The sequence below is a fragment of the Corynebacterium sp. H128 genome (assembly GCF_037482625.1).
GTDB lineage: Bacteria > Actinomycetota > Actinomycetes > Mycobacteriales > Mycobacteriaceae > Corynebacterium.
This window is the reverse complement of sequence record NZ_JBBHKW010000005.1, coordinates 48,830-62,427: the sequence shown is the minus strand read 5'-3', so window position 1 is coordinate 62,427 and position 13,598 is coordinate 48,830. Positions and strand designations below refer to the sequence as shown.

The window sequence follows — 13,598 nt, the reverse complement described above, 5'->3', positions numbered from 1 at the left end:
AGCTGAACCGCGTCACACTAGCTCCCCATTAGTTGGACTGAGAAATCAGAGTCTAACTGGTGGGGAGTTTTCTATGACCCGAGACCAAGGATTGGGACACCCCGCACACCAACTAAAGGTCCCCTGCATCGCGCGTCAGCATCTCCGACACCACCCGCGCAAAGCGCAGCGCAGCACCGGCATCAGCCAAGGTCAGCTTCTCGACGCCCACCGGATACACATCCACGTCAGCCAATAACTCGCGAGACAATGCGAGCTCATCCCACAGCCGTGCCAGTTCCACAGCCACTCCGCGTGGCCTTTCCCCCAGCTCATCGACGCGGGCCGGCGCGATGCCGAGTCCCACGCGCACCCCGTCGGAAACCATCATCCCGAAGCCGTCGAGGTTAGCCGAGCCAGAAATCAAGGTGCGATCCACTAGAATTTGCGGTGCGCGCAGCTGCCAGAGCGGATCTGAGAGCTGCAGGATGTCACAGTCAAGCAGCTCTGGCTCAGGCACGGCTGGGATAGTTTCCCACTGGGTGATGCCCGTTACTCCCCCAGAAGTAACCGCACCCAACAGTGGTTCGTCTGCCTGAACTAGCACCTCAGCACGGAAACGATTCCGTACGTCCGCGACGTGGTCCGCCAATCCGTGTGCCAACCCTTCGCGAATATCCCGCATCGCACCACGATCGGTTATCGCACGGTGCCCGTTAGGTAGCTCGAGCACCGCTCCAAGGGTCCATGGCCCCACCACCTGAACCTTCACGGTGTCAATCGAGGAGCCCCAAACCTCTTCACACGTATCTAGATCTGCTTCTAGCCGGTCCCACACGCGACGCGTTACCAGTTGCGGTCGGTTGACCAAGCGCCAGGAACGGGGACTTACGTCCACGTTGAACGGCAGCACACCGCAGGTGCGCCCAACCGCATCAGACCCGACCCCGCGCTGCGGCAATTGCGGGATAGCCAGCACCGAGCATTCACCAGCGATCACCTCCGCCGCTTCGCGCATGGAGGTGCCGGGCAGTGGACCTAGTGCGAAGTGCATGAGATTGTTCCCGATCCGAGCACAATGTCTCCGTCCGAGTCCGGCAGATACAGCACGGCTGCCTGTCCGCGCGCGACTCCTTGGAGTGGTTGATGCAGGGTGAGTTGCATGGAATCGGCGTCGATAAGCGCGGTGCATGGGACGACTTCCCCGTGCGCACGCACTTGAACCTGGCACTCGATCTCACCCGTCATCGCTGGGTGCAGCCTTTTAAGCCGGTCTGCGGTGATGCCCGTTACCGAAAGGTCCGCGCGCGAACCGACGGTCACTTCCCCGGTGGCGGCGTTGATGTCGGTGACATAGCGCGGTTTACCATCGGCAGCGGGCTGTTTGATGTCGAGGCCCTTGCGCTGGCCGATGGTGAACTCGTGGATGCCTTGGTGCTCTTTCAGCACATTGCCATCCAAATCCTTCACGAGTCCCGGGCGCATGCCGATGTGTTTGCCCAGGAAGGCCTGGGTGTTGCCATCGGGGATGAAGCAGATGTCGTAGGAATCCGGCTTCTTTGCCACCGAGAACCCGTGCCGAGCGGCTTCCTCCCTAATCAATGGCTTAGGGGTATCCCCAACCGGGAACATACAGTGGTCGAGCTCGTCGCGGGTGAGCACGCCGAGCACATAGGACTGGTCCTTTTGAGGGTCGTCGCCGCGGCGCAGGTGTCCGTCGATGATCTTGGCGTAGTGGCCGGTGGCGACGGCATCGAAGCCTAGTGCACGTGCGCGCTCTAGCAGTGCGCGGAACTTGATCTTCTCGTTGCAGCGCAGGCAGGGATTCGGGGTTTCGCCGGCTTCGTAAGACTGGACAAAGTCATCGATCACGTCTTCTTTAAAGCGGTCCGAAAAGTCCCATACATAAAACGGGATACCGAGCTTGTCACACACTCGGCGTGCATCGGCTGAATCCTCCAGTGAACAGCAGCCACGGGAGGATTCGCGCACTGCCTGCGGGTCGCGGGAGAGCGCCAGGTGCACGCCGACGACGTCGTGTCCAGCCTCCACCGCACGTGCAGCCGCCACTGCGCTATCGACGCCACCACTCATTGCTGCTAAAACTCGCATCGTTTCCCCTTTCAGGGCTCACAGCTTAGTCGCTGATTCCTCGCATGCTAAATGGACGGTCAGCGAGGTTCTCACTCGGGATCTGTAACTCTCCTAGCGCCGGCACGCTGCGCAGCCGGTGAGCGATTCCTCCTTGCTCTCCCTTCGTCATCTACCCACCACGGCACGCCACCGAACATATCCATGTGTCTTCGGATCTTGTTGTCATCGTTGCGCCTGTGATAATCCCGGCAGAGGAATCCTAGGTTTTCGATGGAGGTCGCTCCACCTCGATTCCAAGCGGTTACATGGTTTGCTTCACATCGACTGGCCGGAACGTCACAGCCTGGGTGGTGGCAGACGAGGTCTCGGGCAATCAAGCTCACCCTTTGGTGGAAGTTGGCGCATCGCTGTGCAGTGACAAGCGTTTTGATCGCTCCGTTGCGCTCGTGCACCACGATATAGTCGGTTATTCGATCGTCGCGCAGCATGTCAATATCGAAAAGGTTGAGATCAATGCCGGCATTTGTGGCGAAATTGGCGCGCCAGTCGAAGCCGTCGCCTTCAGTGATCGATACGACCAACGAAGCGTGCCCTGTAGCAATGCGACGATCCGAGGACGCCCACTTCACCACCATGTCAAAGGCATCAAAGCTGCGCTGCGCAACTGTGCGGTGTTCCGCTTTCCCATTGTCATCTGCGCGATACGCCTGATCCAGCAGCGCCTGCAACAGCGCAGCTGTCGCTGCGGGCGCATAGCCGTTGAACAGGCATCCGCCATGTTCGTCTTGTTGGCGCATCGCGAAGCGCCGTTGGCGATGCGCCTCTCCAGGATCACACGCGAGCGCTTCATTTTCATCACGCACCAGCTGCTTGACATATTTGTATGTTGCTTGAGGTGTGGACTCCAACGCCGCTGCAGCACCCAGGTCATCGATCTCCTGCCTACGAGGCGAGCTGCCAGAAAGCTTCTCCAAGGCCGACAGGATGAGATCTTGATGCTCGACCGAAACACCTTCCGACCATAAATAGGAAGCCCTAAGCTCAAGCCTCCGCGCTGTGGGCCGGGATAGTCCGGCATCGACAAGCTCGTAGACTTCCCGGCCACGCGCCATCTCGGTTTCTAGGCGGGCGATTGATTCCTTTAGCGCTAAGAGTTCGCCAAAAGAATCGAAGCCTGTGCCGTCGATAAGCTCGCGCTCAATAGCTTTGTTAGCTGTAGCAATCATTTCCCCACCCCCGTAGTTCTACTCCCATTATAGCAGAACAAAAGTAGAACACAATAGCTAATTAGAACTAAACGCCAACGGACGCAAGCACGGAAGTCGCACATCCCTAAGCACAACTTTCCATTTTTCTGTATTTTTAGAATTATGGATTCTGAAGTTCATAAGAAGCTGCAGGAACTCGAGGAACGCCTCAACAAGCTGGAGCAGCAGAGTCCACCGACGTACGAAGGTGGCATCGTACAATTCAGTGGCGATGTCACGGTTGGCTCCCGGCACTTCGTGTACGAGTGGGCCCGCCCAGCGCAATTCTTGACCGATGAAATCTTTGACGATGCACTCGAGCGCATATCTGCCCTCGCCCATCCGATCCGACATACGATCCTGCGCCGCTTACTCGAAGGACCTGCTTCAGTTGCGGAATTGGTGACAGCCGGGCTGTCGTCGACAGGCACTGCCTACCATCACCTCGGCGCACTACAGTCGGCAGGTTGGGTTCGCAAACGCGACGGCCATTTCGAGGTTCCCCCAGCCCGCGTCGTGCCGCTCTTGACCATCGTCGCCTCCAGTGAGGACCACCGATGAAGAAGCTATTCGCCACACTGTGCGGCCTCATGGTCACCGCCGCACTGATCTTGCTGGGTCCGCACCGCGTCCAGCTTTCCGACGACCAAACCGGCGACGCCGAACTCGCCGCTTTCATCCATGACCACGCCCCGCAGGGAGCTCACAACGTCACCGGCTTCGTGATCGCCGGAGATAAGCCGACCTTCGCTCGCCTTGGTGCCGACGCGAACACGGAGATAGAGATCGGCTCCATCACCAAGACCTTTAATGCTGAACTGCTACGTCAGGCGGTAGCGCGAGGTGACGTCAGTCTAGACACCCGCGTCTCCGAGATCATTGATACGCAGGGCGCACCTATCGGCGAAGCCACCCTGGCATCCCTGGCAAATCATGAAGCTGGGCTCCCCCGCAACCCCGGACTCGACCCACTTGCTTCTATCACAGAACGCAACCCCTACCTCGACGTTTCTCGCCAAGACATCTTTGACATGGCGCTAGCGGCAAAGCTGAAGAATCAGGGCACCCAGACCTATTCCAATCTGGGCGCAGCCCTGCTGGGTCAGCTACTGGCCGAAAAGGCCGGAAAGCCCTGGGAAGAACTGGTCCGGGAGAGTATTTTCGTTCCACTGGAAATGACAGACAGTTACGTCGCAGTCCCAGGAACCGCCAGCGACGCCCCACAGGGATTCAACCAACGTGGTCGACTCACGGCGAACTGGGAGATGGACGGATACGCCCCCGCTGGCGCGATACGCTCCACACCAGCGGACATGGCCAAGTTCACCACTCACGTCATGACACACGGCGTGCCGGAGTACACCTGGAAACAGGAAGAGGAATACATCTCACACAACGGCGGCACCGGCGGCTTCCGCTCCATGTTGGTGTTCGATCCGGCTGGAAAGCAGGCTGCCTTCGTCAATACCGATTCCAGCGTGTGGGTCAATCAACTCGGAAAGGATATGTTGTCATGGAAGCCATAACCTCCTGGATCCTTGTACTATTGCTCGTCTTGTGGCTGGCTTGGGAGTTCTGGAAGACCCCGAAACGCAGTCCCGGTATGGCCATCGCAAATGCCCTGATAGTTGCCCTATGCTGCTGGATCCTATCCATGGGCAAGGTGAATTGGCTCACCACCGTCCCGGTTCAGCTGTGGTGGGCGATCGCGGTGACGGCCGGGGCGCTGGTGACATACTCAATGTGGCCCCGCAAGGCAGTGTAATTGCCGGATCTGCGCGCTAATCGACGTCAATAGTGCAGCTTCTAATGTTAGAACATGTCCACCAACCACTACCCCATTTTCCTGGCTTCTATAACGCCATAATAGCACTTGCGTTCTAATGTCACAATGGTATAATGAAAATATGGAACACGGGGGAATCGGGACACTAGCCAAGGTGCGGGAGCTGTTGCAGCTCGCCGTCGACTTTGGTGAAGATTTCCAGCACTTCCCCGAATTGCTCCACATCAAGGAGCTCATTGCGCGACTCGAAACAGACATGGTGGCTGGGCGCGAAAAGAACGATTTGGAACGTGCGGGAGCTTCCGCAGGCGAGGCCTTCCGCATTCACCGGCGCTCAGCCAATACGTGGTCGGCAGAAGTCCCCGTCGAGCATCAAGATTTGATCCTTTCCGCTTTGGAAAAGCTCTCCTCCGCATCAACTCGACGCGAGGAGATCTACGACCTCGCCGCCGACGCAGCCCGTGAGTCCTCCCCTAAATCCACACATGCCTACGCCAAAGAACTAGTCCGAGAAGAGAATTTTCGCCTGACACAAGACCCGCACGAGGCCTACCGTCAGCGACGCTTCCAACTCCGCGACCAAGACGAGCACGGCGGGTGTTCCTTCCATGGCTACGCCCCTGCAGCCCACGCTGCGCTTCTCAAGGCACTCATGGATGATGCGTGGCGCGTCGAACAAGCCACCGAGGATCGCCGCAAGGACGACAACCGCACTGTCACCCAACGACACGCAGACAACTTTTTCCAAGTCCTACGCTGGGCTTCGAATACCCGGCAAGACACCGCAGGCCACTGCTCCCTCACCATTGGCGTCACCGAAGAAGCCGAGTTCAACTGGCGCGCCAAGTTCGGTAGCAACGTCGGCATCGACCTCACCCTCTACGACCTTGCGCTTCTCGACGGCCACCGCATCAGCGACTACATCATCGTCCACGACCACCACGGCGCCGTGAAATCGATGGTTTCCGCCAGCAGATCAGCCACTTTCCACCAGCGTCTCGCAATGTTCTCCCGAGATGGCTGCTGCGTCTACCCTGGGTGCGATGCGCCACTCAGTCGCTGCGAATCGCACCACGTTATCCCCTGGTCGCGAGGCGGCCCCACGAGCATCGATAACTTGGCACCCCTGTGCTCGAAACACCACGGATGGAATGATGACAGCGCAGTTGAAGCCCACATCAAGATGATTCTGAACGGGGTTCCGATACACGTCGACGGCAGTGGGAACCGGCGAAGAAACAACAGCCCTAGGGCCAGGAGCTCCAATGCCCGGAGACTGGCCCACAGCAACTAACCCTCGACCACCGGCAAATACACGCGCTCACCCGCGGCTGAAAACTCTGCGGATTTCTCTTTCATGCCTGCCTCCAGCGCCTCAACGGTCTCCAAACCGTGCGCAGCTGCATAGTCCCGCACATCCTGCGAGATCCGCATCGAGCAGAACTTCGGCCCACACATCGAACAGAAATGTGCAGTCTTGGCAGGCTCGGCAGGCAAAGTCTCATCGTGATACTCCAAGGCAGTATCCGGATCCAACGCCAACGCGAACTGGTCATGCCAGCGGAACTCGAAGCGCGCCTTAGACAGGGCGTCGTCACGCTCCTGCGCACGCGGGTGCTGTTTGGCCAGATCGGCGGCGTGGGCAGCAATCTTGTAGGTGATCACGCCGACCTTGACATCATCCCGGTTCGGCAGTCCGAGGTGCTCCTTCGGGGTGACGTAGCACAGCATCGCGGTGCCCGCCTGTGCAATCATCGCCGCGCCGATCGCGGAGGTGATGTGGTCATAACCTGGCGCAATGTCGGTGGCCAGCGGGCCCAGCGTGTAGAAGGGCGCTCCGTGACACCAGTCCTCTTCCCACTCCACGTTGACGGGGATCTTGTGCATCGGCACGTGTCCCGGCCCCTCGATCATCACCTGCACGCCGCGCGAACGGGCGATCAAAGTGAGCTCGCCCAGGGTGCGCAATTCGGCCAGCTGGGCCTCATCGTTGGCATCTGCGATAGAGCCCGGACGCAGCCCATCGCCCAGCGAGAACGTGACATCGTAGGCCGCCAGGATGTCGCACAGTTCCGCAAAGTGGGTGTACAGGAAGGACTCACGATGCTCCTTGAGGCACCAGGCTGCCATGATCGAACCACCGCGGGAGACGATTCCGGTCACGCGATCGGCGGCCAGCGGTATATAGCGCAGCAGCACACCAGCATGGACGGTCATGTAGTCGACGCCCTGTTCGCATTGCTCAATGATGGTGTCGCGGTAGACCTCCCAGGAAAGACGCGTCGGATCCCCGCCGACCTTCTCCAGCGCCTGGTAGATCGGCACGGTGCCCACCGGAACTGGGGAGTTGCGGAGGATCCATTCGCGGGTCTCGTGGATATCCTTACCCGTGGACAGGTCCATGATGGTGTCCGCACCCCAGCGGGTCGCCCACACCATCTTCTCCACCTCCTCGTCGATCGAAGAAGTCACAGCCGAGTTGCCGATGTTCGCGTTGATCTTCACCGCGAAGGCCTTGCCGATGATCATCGGCTCAATCTCCGGGTGATTCTTGTTCGCACAAATCACCGCGCGACCAGCCGCGACCTCATCCCGCACAAAGGAAGCCGGCATGCCCTCGCGCGCCGCACAGAACGCCATCTCAGGCGTGATGATTCCTGCGCGCGCCCACGCCAGCTGCGTTTGCACCTTCAGTTCTGGATGTTCCTCGGAAGCCGACACTGCCGATGCTCGAGACCAGGTCTCGCGAGTGCGCGGCAGCCCCTGCTCTAGGTCAATAGCGGGGTCATCCAGCGTGTATGGACCAGAGGTGTCATACACATCAAAGTGCTCACCGGTGGTCAAGTCGATCCGCCGAGCGGGGATCTGCAGCTCCGTGTCCCCGAAAGTGACCGGGGTGTACACCTTGTGGCTACGGTAGATAGGCCCAGTAGTAATCATAAAAAGAACTCCCTACGCCGGCATTATCCGGACAGGTTAGACGGTCGACGCTCCGTATCATGTTGCGTCCTCTCAGCGTGGAATCGGCCACACTCCCGTGGTGAAATGAGGTGCGTCTCTATAGTAGTTGTTCCGCCGAAACTATGTCGCGACCGACCAACCCAGACACCAAGGGCGCCCACGGCAGGCACAAGCGCGCAGCGTGCATCTTTTGGACGTCGCTAAGCAAATCCGGACTCCCCACCAACAGCTCCCCCGCACTGAGCAACCCCACGGAGGTCGCGAACGCGTAGGCGAAATCCACCTCGTGCGTCGAGATCACCACTGTCGTTCCCGCGGCGTTGAGTTCCAGCAGTGTCGCCAACAATCGCTCGCTGGCATAGGGGTCAAGCCCAGCGGTGGGCTCATCAAGGAGCAACACTCGTGGCTGCATCGCCAGCGCCCCCGCCAGTGCCACCTGCTTGCGCTGGCCATAGGAAAGCTGATGCGGCACCCGATCTGCCAGGTGCGAGATCTCACAGCGCTCGAGCGCGGCGGCCACCCGCTCCGACACCTGCGCTGTGGACAAGCCCAAATTCACTGGGCCATAAGAGACGTCGGCCGAGACCGAGGTAGCAAAGATCTGCTCGTCCGGCTCCTGCAACACCAGCTGCACGTTGCGTCGCATGTGGTCGCGCCCACGCCGCGAGTAATCCAGCTCGCTGCCGTCGAGAAGCACCCTGCCGGAATCCGGCCGCCAGGATCCGGCTAGTAGTTTAAGCAACGTCGACTTGCCGGAGCCGTTCGCGCCGAGGATCGCCAGGCGCTCGCCCTTAGCGACGTCCATAGTCACCCCACTCAGCACCGGCTCATCATGCGCGAAGTGTACGGCGTGGGTTTCTAATACAGACATATCAAGCTCATTCCGATCAGCGCGCCGATGACGCGGAACCAATTGACGGGGCGCGAAGTACTCAAGACGCTCATGGCTGCTGCGTCCGCACGCAATTCCAGGCCTTCTTGCAAGGCGCGGGCCCGGGTGAAAGACAAGACGAATAACGAGGCCGCTTGTGAAGCCACTGACCGCAGCCAGCGGCGCACGCTACTGTGCCCGAGCCGGGCGGCCTGTGCATCCCACATTGCGCGGGCCGTGAGGATCAACGTTCCGATCAGCCGGTAGGTCAGCGCTGTGACGTGGATCAGAGCTTCCGGAGCGTGGCAACGCCGCGCGAACATGAGGATTTCCGACATGGGCGTGGTCAACGCAAACAGCATGGTGATGGACATACCGACCACCGAACGCGCCAGCACCATGCCCGCATGCGTCAGGCCACCAGGAATCATCACGACCCCCGAGGTGGTGATCGCAAAAATGAGCGGTCCCAAGCCAACAGCGATAAAGGTGGCTGGGGCAGCAATCAACCCCGCATACAACCGCCAATTGACGCCTGCTATCGACGCCAACATGCAGGTCACCACGCCAATAATGGCTAGCTTGACCCCAGAGACAGAGATGGCGAGAAAGAGCAGCACAATGAGCAGGCTCTTCTCGCCAACATTGATGTGCGCCCACCGGCTGCGCGAGGCAGCGAGTTCCAGCGCGTTCATTTAGGCCGTTGCGGGGGCTTCACGCTGGCTACGGCCGCGGTAGACACCAAGCACATAGCCCACTACGCCCGCGCCGAGGCCAGCTTGCAATGCAAAGCGCCCTGCCTCGACCTCACCTGGTAGCTCCCCTGCAACAGACTCGAACCACGGCTCATAGCCCGGGTTATTTTCCGCAACCACGGTCTCGGCCCCCGCATCGGTGCCCGCGAATGGTTCTTCAGCAGCAGGGTCCCCCAAGTTGAAGAACATTGGGAACATGATCAGGATCGCAGCTGCGGCGATCAGCAGTAGATTCTTCATTTAAGCGTGCACCAGCTCTCGCTTCGGACCGGCAACTGGGATGCCGAGAACGGTCAATTCCTTCTTCGCAATCACTCGCAGGCTGCGGAAAATCAGCACCGTGACGAGGCCTTCCACCACTGCAAGCGGAACCTGCGTTGGTGCATAGAGCGCGAGGAAGGTACCGGCAGCATTCCCGAAGCCCGCCGCATGGTGTGCACCCGCCAACTGCATTGCGGTCACGCAGTAGGTGGACAGGTTGCCAAGGAACGCGGCGCAGAAGATCGCGATTTCTGGGCTGCGCCCGCCGAAGGCCTTCCACACGCCATAAGCCACCCACGGGCCGACGATGGCCATGGAGAACACATTGGCGCCCAGCGTGGTCAGCCCACCATGGGCCAATAAAATCGCCTGGAACAGCAGGACAACGGCCCCTAGGAACGCCATGACCGGCGGTTTAAAGAGCACGGCACCAAGCCCGGTGCCGGTCGGGTGCGAGCTAGAACCCGTCACGGACGGGATTTTCAACGCGCTGAGCACAAAACTGAAGGCGCCTGCAGCACCGAGCAGCATGGCCGTTTCGGGACGGGTCTTGATTTGTTTATTCACTGCGTAGGCACCGTGGATAACGAACGGCGCAGCGGCCACTCCCCACGCTACGCAATGCTCGACCGGGAGAAACCCCTCGGCAATATGCATGACACTTCTTCTTTCCAACCGGGGCCCGTCCATCTCGCGGGCCGCAATGAGTAGGCACGCTGCAATCGGTCTCCTGGCTTAGCTTCTGCGCTTAACGGCCTGCAGTCCTTCCCGCCCGAAAGCAGTGAACTCAGACCACGCCTAATACATGAAGCAATACAGTGGCGAGGACCGCTGCCGGATTCACACCGACATTCCCGTACATTGCAGCTAATACAGATTATCAGAAGGCCATGCCAGCTTTTCGGGCTTTGTCCACGACCCCGCCCAGATGCGCGAGCAAAAAATCCACGTCAGCTGCGGTTGTGGTGCGTCCCAGCGTAAATCGCAGCGCTCCGCGTGCGACGTCCTCAGCCACCCCCATCGCTAGCAGCACATGGCTCGCGCGGTTCACTCCGCTCGCACAAGCGGAACCTGTGGATGCTGCGATCCCCAACATGTCCAACAGCATAATGAGGCTGTCTCCCTCCGCACCAGGAAAGGACACATGGACGTGTCCGGGGAGGACCTGGCCACGGGAGTGCACTACTGCGCCGTCGATAAGCGCGATGCCGGCCTGCAGCCGCTCTCGCAGCTCAGTGAGCCGCGCCGTTTCCGCAGGAATTTCTGACACCGCCTCCGACAGGGCCGCCGCCGTGGCCACCGCACCCGCCACATCGACAGTGCCAGGGCGTATCCCGCGCTGCTGCCCGCCACCGAAGATGGTCGGTGCGGGACCGTTGCGCCGCGCCAGCAGGATACCGACGCCGCGCGGGCCACCGAACTTGTGCGCCGAACCGGCGAGAGTGGTGGCTCCTAGGTTCGCGAAAGACACCGGAACATGGCCCACGGCCTGCACCGCGTCCACATGAACCGGGGTATGCCCCGCTGCCGCCACTAACTCGGCAACCGGCTGGATAATCCCGGTTTCGTTGTTGGCCCACATGCAGGTTGCCAGCGCAGCCGGCGTAGCCAGCGCCGCGAAGGAGGACACTCGACCGTCCGTCAGCGGTAGCATCTCTACCTCAGCGTCGAGCGCCGCCACGGTTTCCAGGACCGCAGGATGCTCGATCTCCGTGGATACCACCCGCTGCAGCGGGGACTTGCGAAAGAGCCCTTGGATTGCCAGGTTGTCCGCCTCCGTGCCGGAGCCGGTGAAGATTACTTCGATCGGTTCGCAATCCAGCGCAGCTGCCACGGTTTCTCGCGCCTCAGCCAGCGCACGGTTCGCCGCGCGACCCGCTGCGTACTGGCCACCCGGGTTCAGCATGTCGGCGGCCGACAGCCATGCCGTGCGGGCGCTCTCCCGCATTGGGGAGGTCGCGGCATGATCGAAGTAGCGCATTAGCGCAGTTTAGCCAGCAGCTCAGGGACGATCTCTGCCGCATCTCCCACAACGCCCAAGTCCGCGATCTTAAAGATCGGGGCATCTTCGTCATTGTTGATCGCGATGATCTTGCGGGAGGTTTGCATGCCCGAGGTGTGCTGGATCGCACCGGAGATACCGACCGCGATGTAGAGGTCCGGCGAAACGGTGACACCGGTCTGGCCCACCTGGTATTGCGCCGGGTAGGCACCGTTGTCTACTGCGTCACGGGTAGCGCCGACGGCGCCGCCGAGAGCATCGGCAAGCGGCTCAACTAGCTCGCTGAATCCGCTATCTCCCACACCACGTCCGCCGGAAACGACGACCTTTGCGGAGCTCAGCTCCGGGCGGGAGCCCTGCACAGCCGGGGTGAAGGACAATACTGCGGCGTCCATCGCTCCCGCGGCGGGCAGCGCCATCGTGGTCTCGGTGGCGCTGCCCGCCGTCACCGGCGCGACAGCACCCGCGCGCACCGTGTAGATCGGGCTGTTGCCACCGACGGCTGCGGCGACCTCGTAAGAATCACCGAAGATGGACATGGTAGCCGTGCGGTCGGCATTGATACCGACGACATTGGTCAGCACACCCGAAGCTAGGCGGGCAGCTAGCCGACCCGCGATCTCATTGCCCACGCTATCGGCTGCCAGCACGATCGGGGCCGGAGTCTGCGCGGCAAGCATGGACAGCGCGTCCACGGCGGGCATGACCACGCGGCCCTCACCGGAGCAACGGATCACCGGTACCGGGTAAGGAGCGTCATCGAAAGCGACGACAGTGACATCGCCCAAGACTTGGGCGGCTGCGATGAGCTCGAGGGTGTGTTCACCTGATGCAAGTACGTACGTCATGGGTCAAATACTCCTAGATGAACTTTTCTTCGGAAAGGAACTGGTGGATGCGCTCGGCGCCGTCGGTATAGACCATCTCGCCGCCGTCGCGAGCCGGCCGTAGCGTGGCCGACGTGACTGCGGTAGAAGCATGCGCGAGGCCGACGTACTCCGGAGCGACGCCAATAGCGGCGAGGTCGAGCATCGAGATCTCGGCCTTCTTCGCAGCCATGATGCCCTTGAAATTCGGGAAGCGTGGCTTGTCCGTCTTTTCCGTCACCGAAATGAGGGCCGGCAGTGCCGCCTGCAGCTCATAGGACCCTTCCGGGGTTTCCTTGTGGCCGGTGACCGTAGCGTTGGCCACGGAAACCGCAGTGAGATTGGTCAGGGAAGGAAGCTGCCGGTACTCGGCGATGATGCCGGGGAGAGCCCCCATCGCGCCATCGGAGGAGGCATTACCTGCCACGATGAGCTGCACATCTGCGATGGTGTTGATCGCGCAGTTGAGCGCCCAAGCAGTGCCCAACACATCGGAGCCAGCCAGCGCCGGATCGGAGAGCAGGACGGCACGGTTAGCGCCCATTGCGAGTGCCTTACGCAGCGCTTCCTGCGCGCGCTCCGGACCAGCACTTAAGGCAACAACTTCAAAGCCAGGGTTGGCATCGCGGATGCGCAGTGCCTGTTCGACGGCGTACTCGTTGATCTCGTCGATGACTTCATCGACGCCCTCGCGGTGCATGGTGAAATCTGCATTCAAGGTCCGAACGGACCACGTGTCCGGTACGTTCTTCACTAGGACCACGATTGCGGGCATT

At 60.6% G+C, this 13,598-nt stretch carries 15 protein-coding genes and 1 riboswitch; of the genes, 4 read left to right on the top strand and 11 right to left on the bottom strand.

The window, feature by feature from the left end; genetic code table 11:
- Nucleotides 1-112: 112 nt before the first annotated feature.
- From WG915_RS06060 to WG915_RS06050, 3 genes are all read right to left on the bottom strand, one after another.
- A complete protein-coding gene (locus WG915_RS06060; RefSeq protein ID WP_339564484.1) occupies nt 113-1,033 on the bottom strand; it encodes a methionine synthase in 921 nt (306 codons plus the stop codon).
- Nucleotides 1,018-2,091: a tRNA 2-thiouridine(34) synthase MnmA gene (gene mnmA / locus WG915_RS06055; protein ID WP_339564483.1), complete on the bottom strand. Its 1,074-nt coding sequence runs from the start codon at nt 2,089-2,091 to the stop codon at nt 1,018-1,020. Before mnmA ends, WG915_RS06060 begins: the two co-directional genes overlap by 16 nt.
- A gap of 71 nt (nt 2,092-2,162) precedes the next feature.
- Nucleotides 2,163-3,299: an HNH endonuclease signature motif containing protein gene (locus tag WG915_RS06050; RefSeq protein WP_339564482.1), complete on the bottom strand. Its 1,137-nt coding sequence runs from the start codon at nt 3,297-3,299 to the stop codon at nt 2,163-2,165.
- 144 nt (nt 3,300-3,443) lie between these two features.
- Between WG915_RS06050 and WG915_RS06045 the strand changes: the two genes are divergently transcribed.
- From WG915_RS06045 to WG915_RS06030, 4 genes are all read left to right on the top strand, one after another.
- Entirely contained in the window at nt 3,444-3,881 is a 438-nt protein-coding gene (locus WG915_RS06045; protein WP_339564481.1) for an ArsR/SmtB family transcription factor, read from the top strand.
- The gene (locus WG915_RS06040) at nt 3,878-4,846 is read left to right on the top strand and encodes a serine hydrolase domain-containing protein (protein WP_339564480.1); all 969 of its coding nucleotides are present in this window, start codon (nt 3,878-3,880) and stop codon (nt 4,844-4,846) included. The genes WG915_RS06045 and WG915_RS06040 overlap by 4 nt, the downstream gene beginning before the upstream one ends.
- The gene (locus tag WG915_RS06035; protein ID WP_339564479.1) at nt 4,834-5,085 is read left to right on the top strand and encodes a hypothetical protein; all 252 of its coding nucleotides are present in this window, start codon (nt 4,834-4,836) and stop codon (nt 5,083-5,085) included. The genes WG915_RS06040 and WG915_RS06035 overlap by 13 nt, the downstream gene beginning before the upstream one ends.
- A 142-nt stretch (nt 5,086-5,227) precedes the next feature.
- Complete coding sequence (locus WG915_RS06030; RefSeq protein WP_339564478.1) at nt 5,228-6,400, top strand: HNH endonuclease signature motif containing protein; 1,173 nt, start codon at nt 5,228-5,230, stop codon at nt 6,398-6,400.
- Here the strand turns inward: WG915_RS06030 and thiC are convergent.
- The 8 genes from thiC to WG915_RS05990 form a co-directional block, all read right to left on the bottom strand.
- Nucleotides 6,397-8,046: a phosphomethylpyrimidine synthase ThiC gene (gene thiC, locus WG915_RS06025; protein ID WP_339564477.1), complete on the bottom strand. Its 1,650-nt coding sequence runs from the start codon at nt 8,044-8,046 to the stop codon at nt 6,397-6,399. The genes WG915_RS06030 and thiC overlap by 4 nt on opposite strands.
- Before the next feature lie 118 nt (nt 8,047-8,164).
- A complete protein-coding gene (locus WG915_RS06020) occupies nt 8,165-8,938 on the bottom strand; it encodes an energy-coupling factor ABC transporter ATP-binding protein (protein WP_339564476.1) in 774 nt (257 codons plus the stop codon).
- A complete protein-coding gene (locus tag WG915_RS06015) occupies nt 8,926-9,633 on the bottom strand; it encodes a CbiQ family ECF transporter T component (protein WP_339564475.1) in 708 nt (235 codons plus the stop codon). The genes WG915_RS06020 and WG915_RS06015 overlap by 13 nt, the downstream gene beginning before the upstream one ends.
- Nucleotides 9,634-9,933: an energy-coupling factor ABC transporter substrate-binding protein gene (locus WG915_RS06010; RefSeq protein ID WP_339564474.1), complete on the bottom strand. Its 300-nt coding sequence runs from the start codon at nt 9,931-9,933 to the stop codon at nt 9,634-9,636.
- Nucleotides 9,934-10,611, bottom strand: coding sequence for an energy-coupling factor ABC transporter permease (locus tag WG915_RS06005; RefSeq protein ID WP_339564473.1), 678 nt, complete (start codon nt 10,609-10,611; stop codon nt 9,934-9,936). It abuts the gene before it with no gap.
- Between the two features lie 46 nt (nt 10,612-10,657).
- Nucleotides 10,658-10,835: riboswitch (cobalamin riboswitch) on the bottom strand.
- The gene (locus WG915_RS06000) at nt 10,835-11,935 is read right to left on the bottom strand and encodes a cysteine desulfurase family protein (RefSeq protein WP_339564472.1); all 1,101 of its coding nucleotides are present in this window, start codon (nt 11,933-11,935) and stop codon (nt 10,835-10,837) included. Its footprint overlaps the riboswitch before it by 1 nt.
- Nucleotides 11,935-12,804: an electron transfer flavoprotein subunit alpha/FixB family protein gene (locus WG915_RS05995; RefSeq protein ID WP_339564471.1), complete on the bottom strand. Its 870-nt coding sequence runs from the start codon at nt 12,802-12,804 to the stop codon at nt 11,935-11,937. The genes WG915_RS06000 and WG915_RS05995 overlap by 1 nt, the downstream gene beginning before the upstream one ends.
- Before the next feature lie 13 nt (nt 12,805-12,817).
- Nucleotides 12,818-13,597 carry an electron transfer flavoprotein subunit beta/FixA family protein gene (locus tag WG915_RS05990; RefSeq protein WP_339564470.1) on the bottom strand — a complete coding sequence of 260 codons (780 nt, stop codon included), beginning with the start codon at nt 13,595-13,597 and terminating at the stop codon, nt 12,818-12,820.
- Nucleotide 13,598 lies beyond the last annotated feature (1 nt).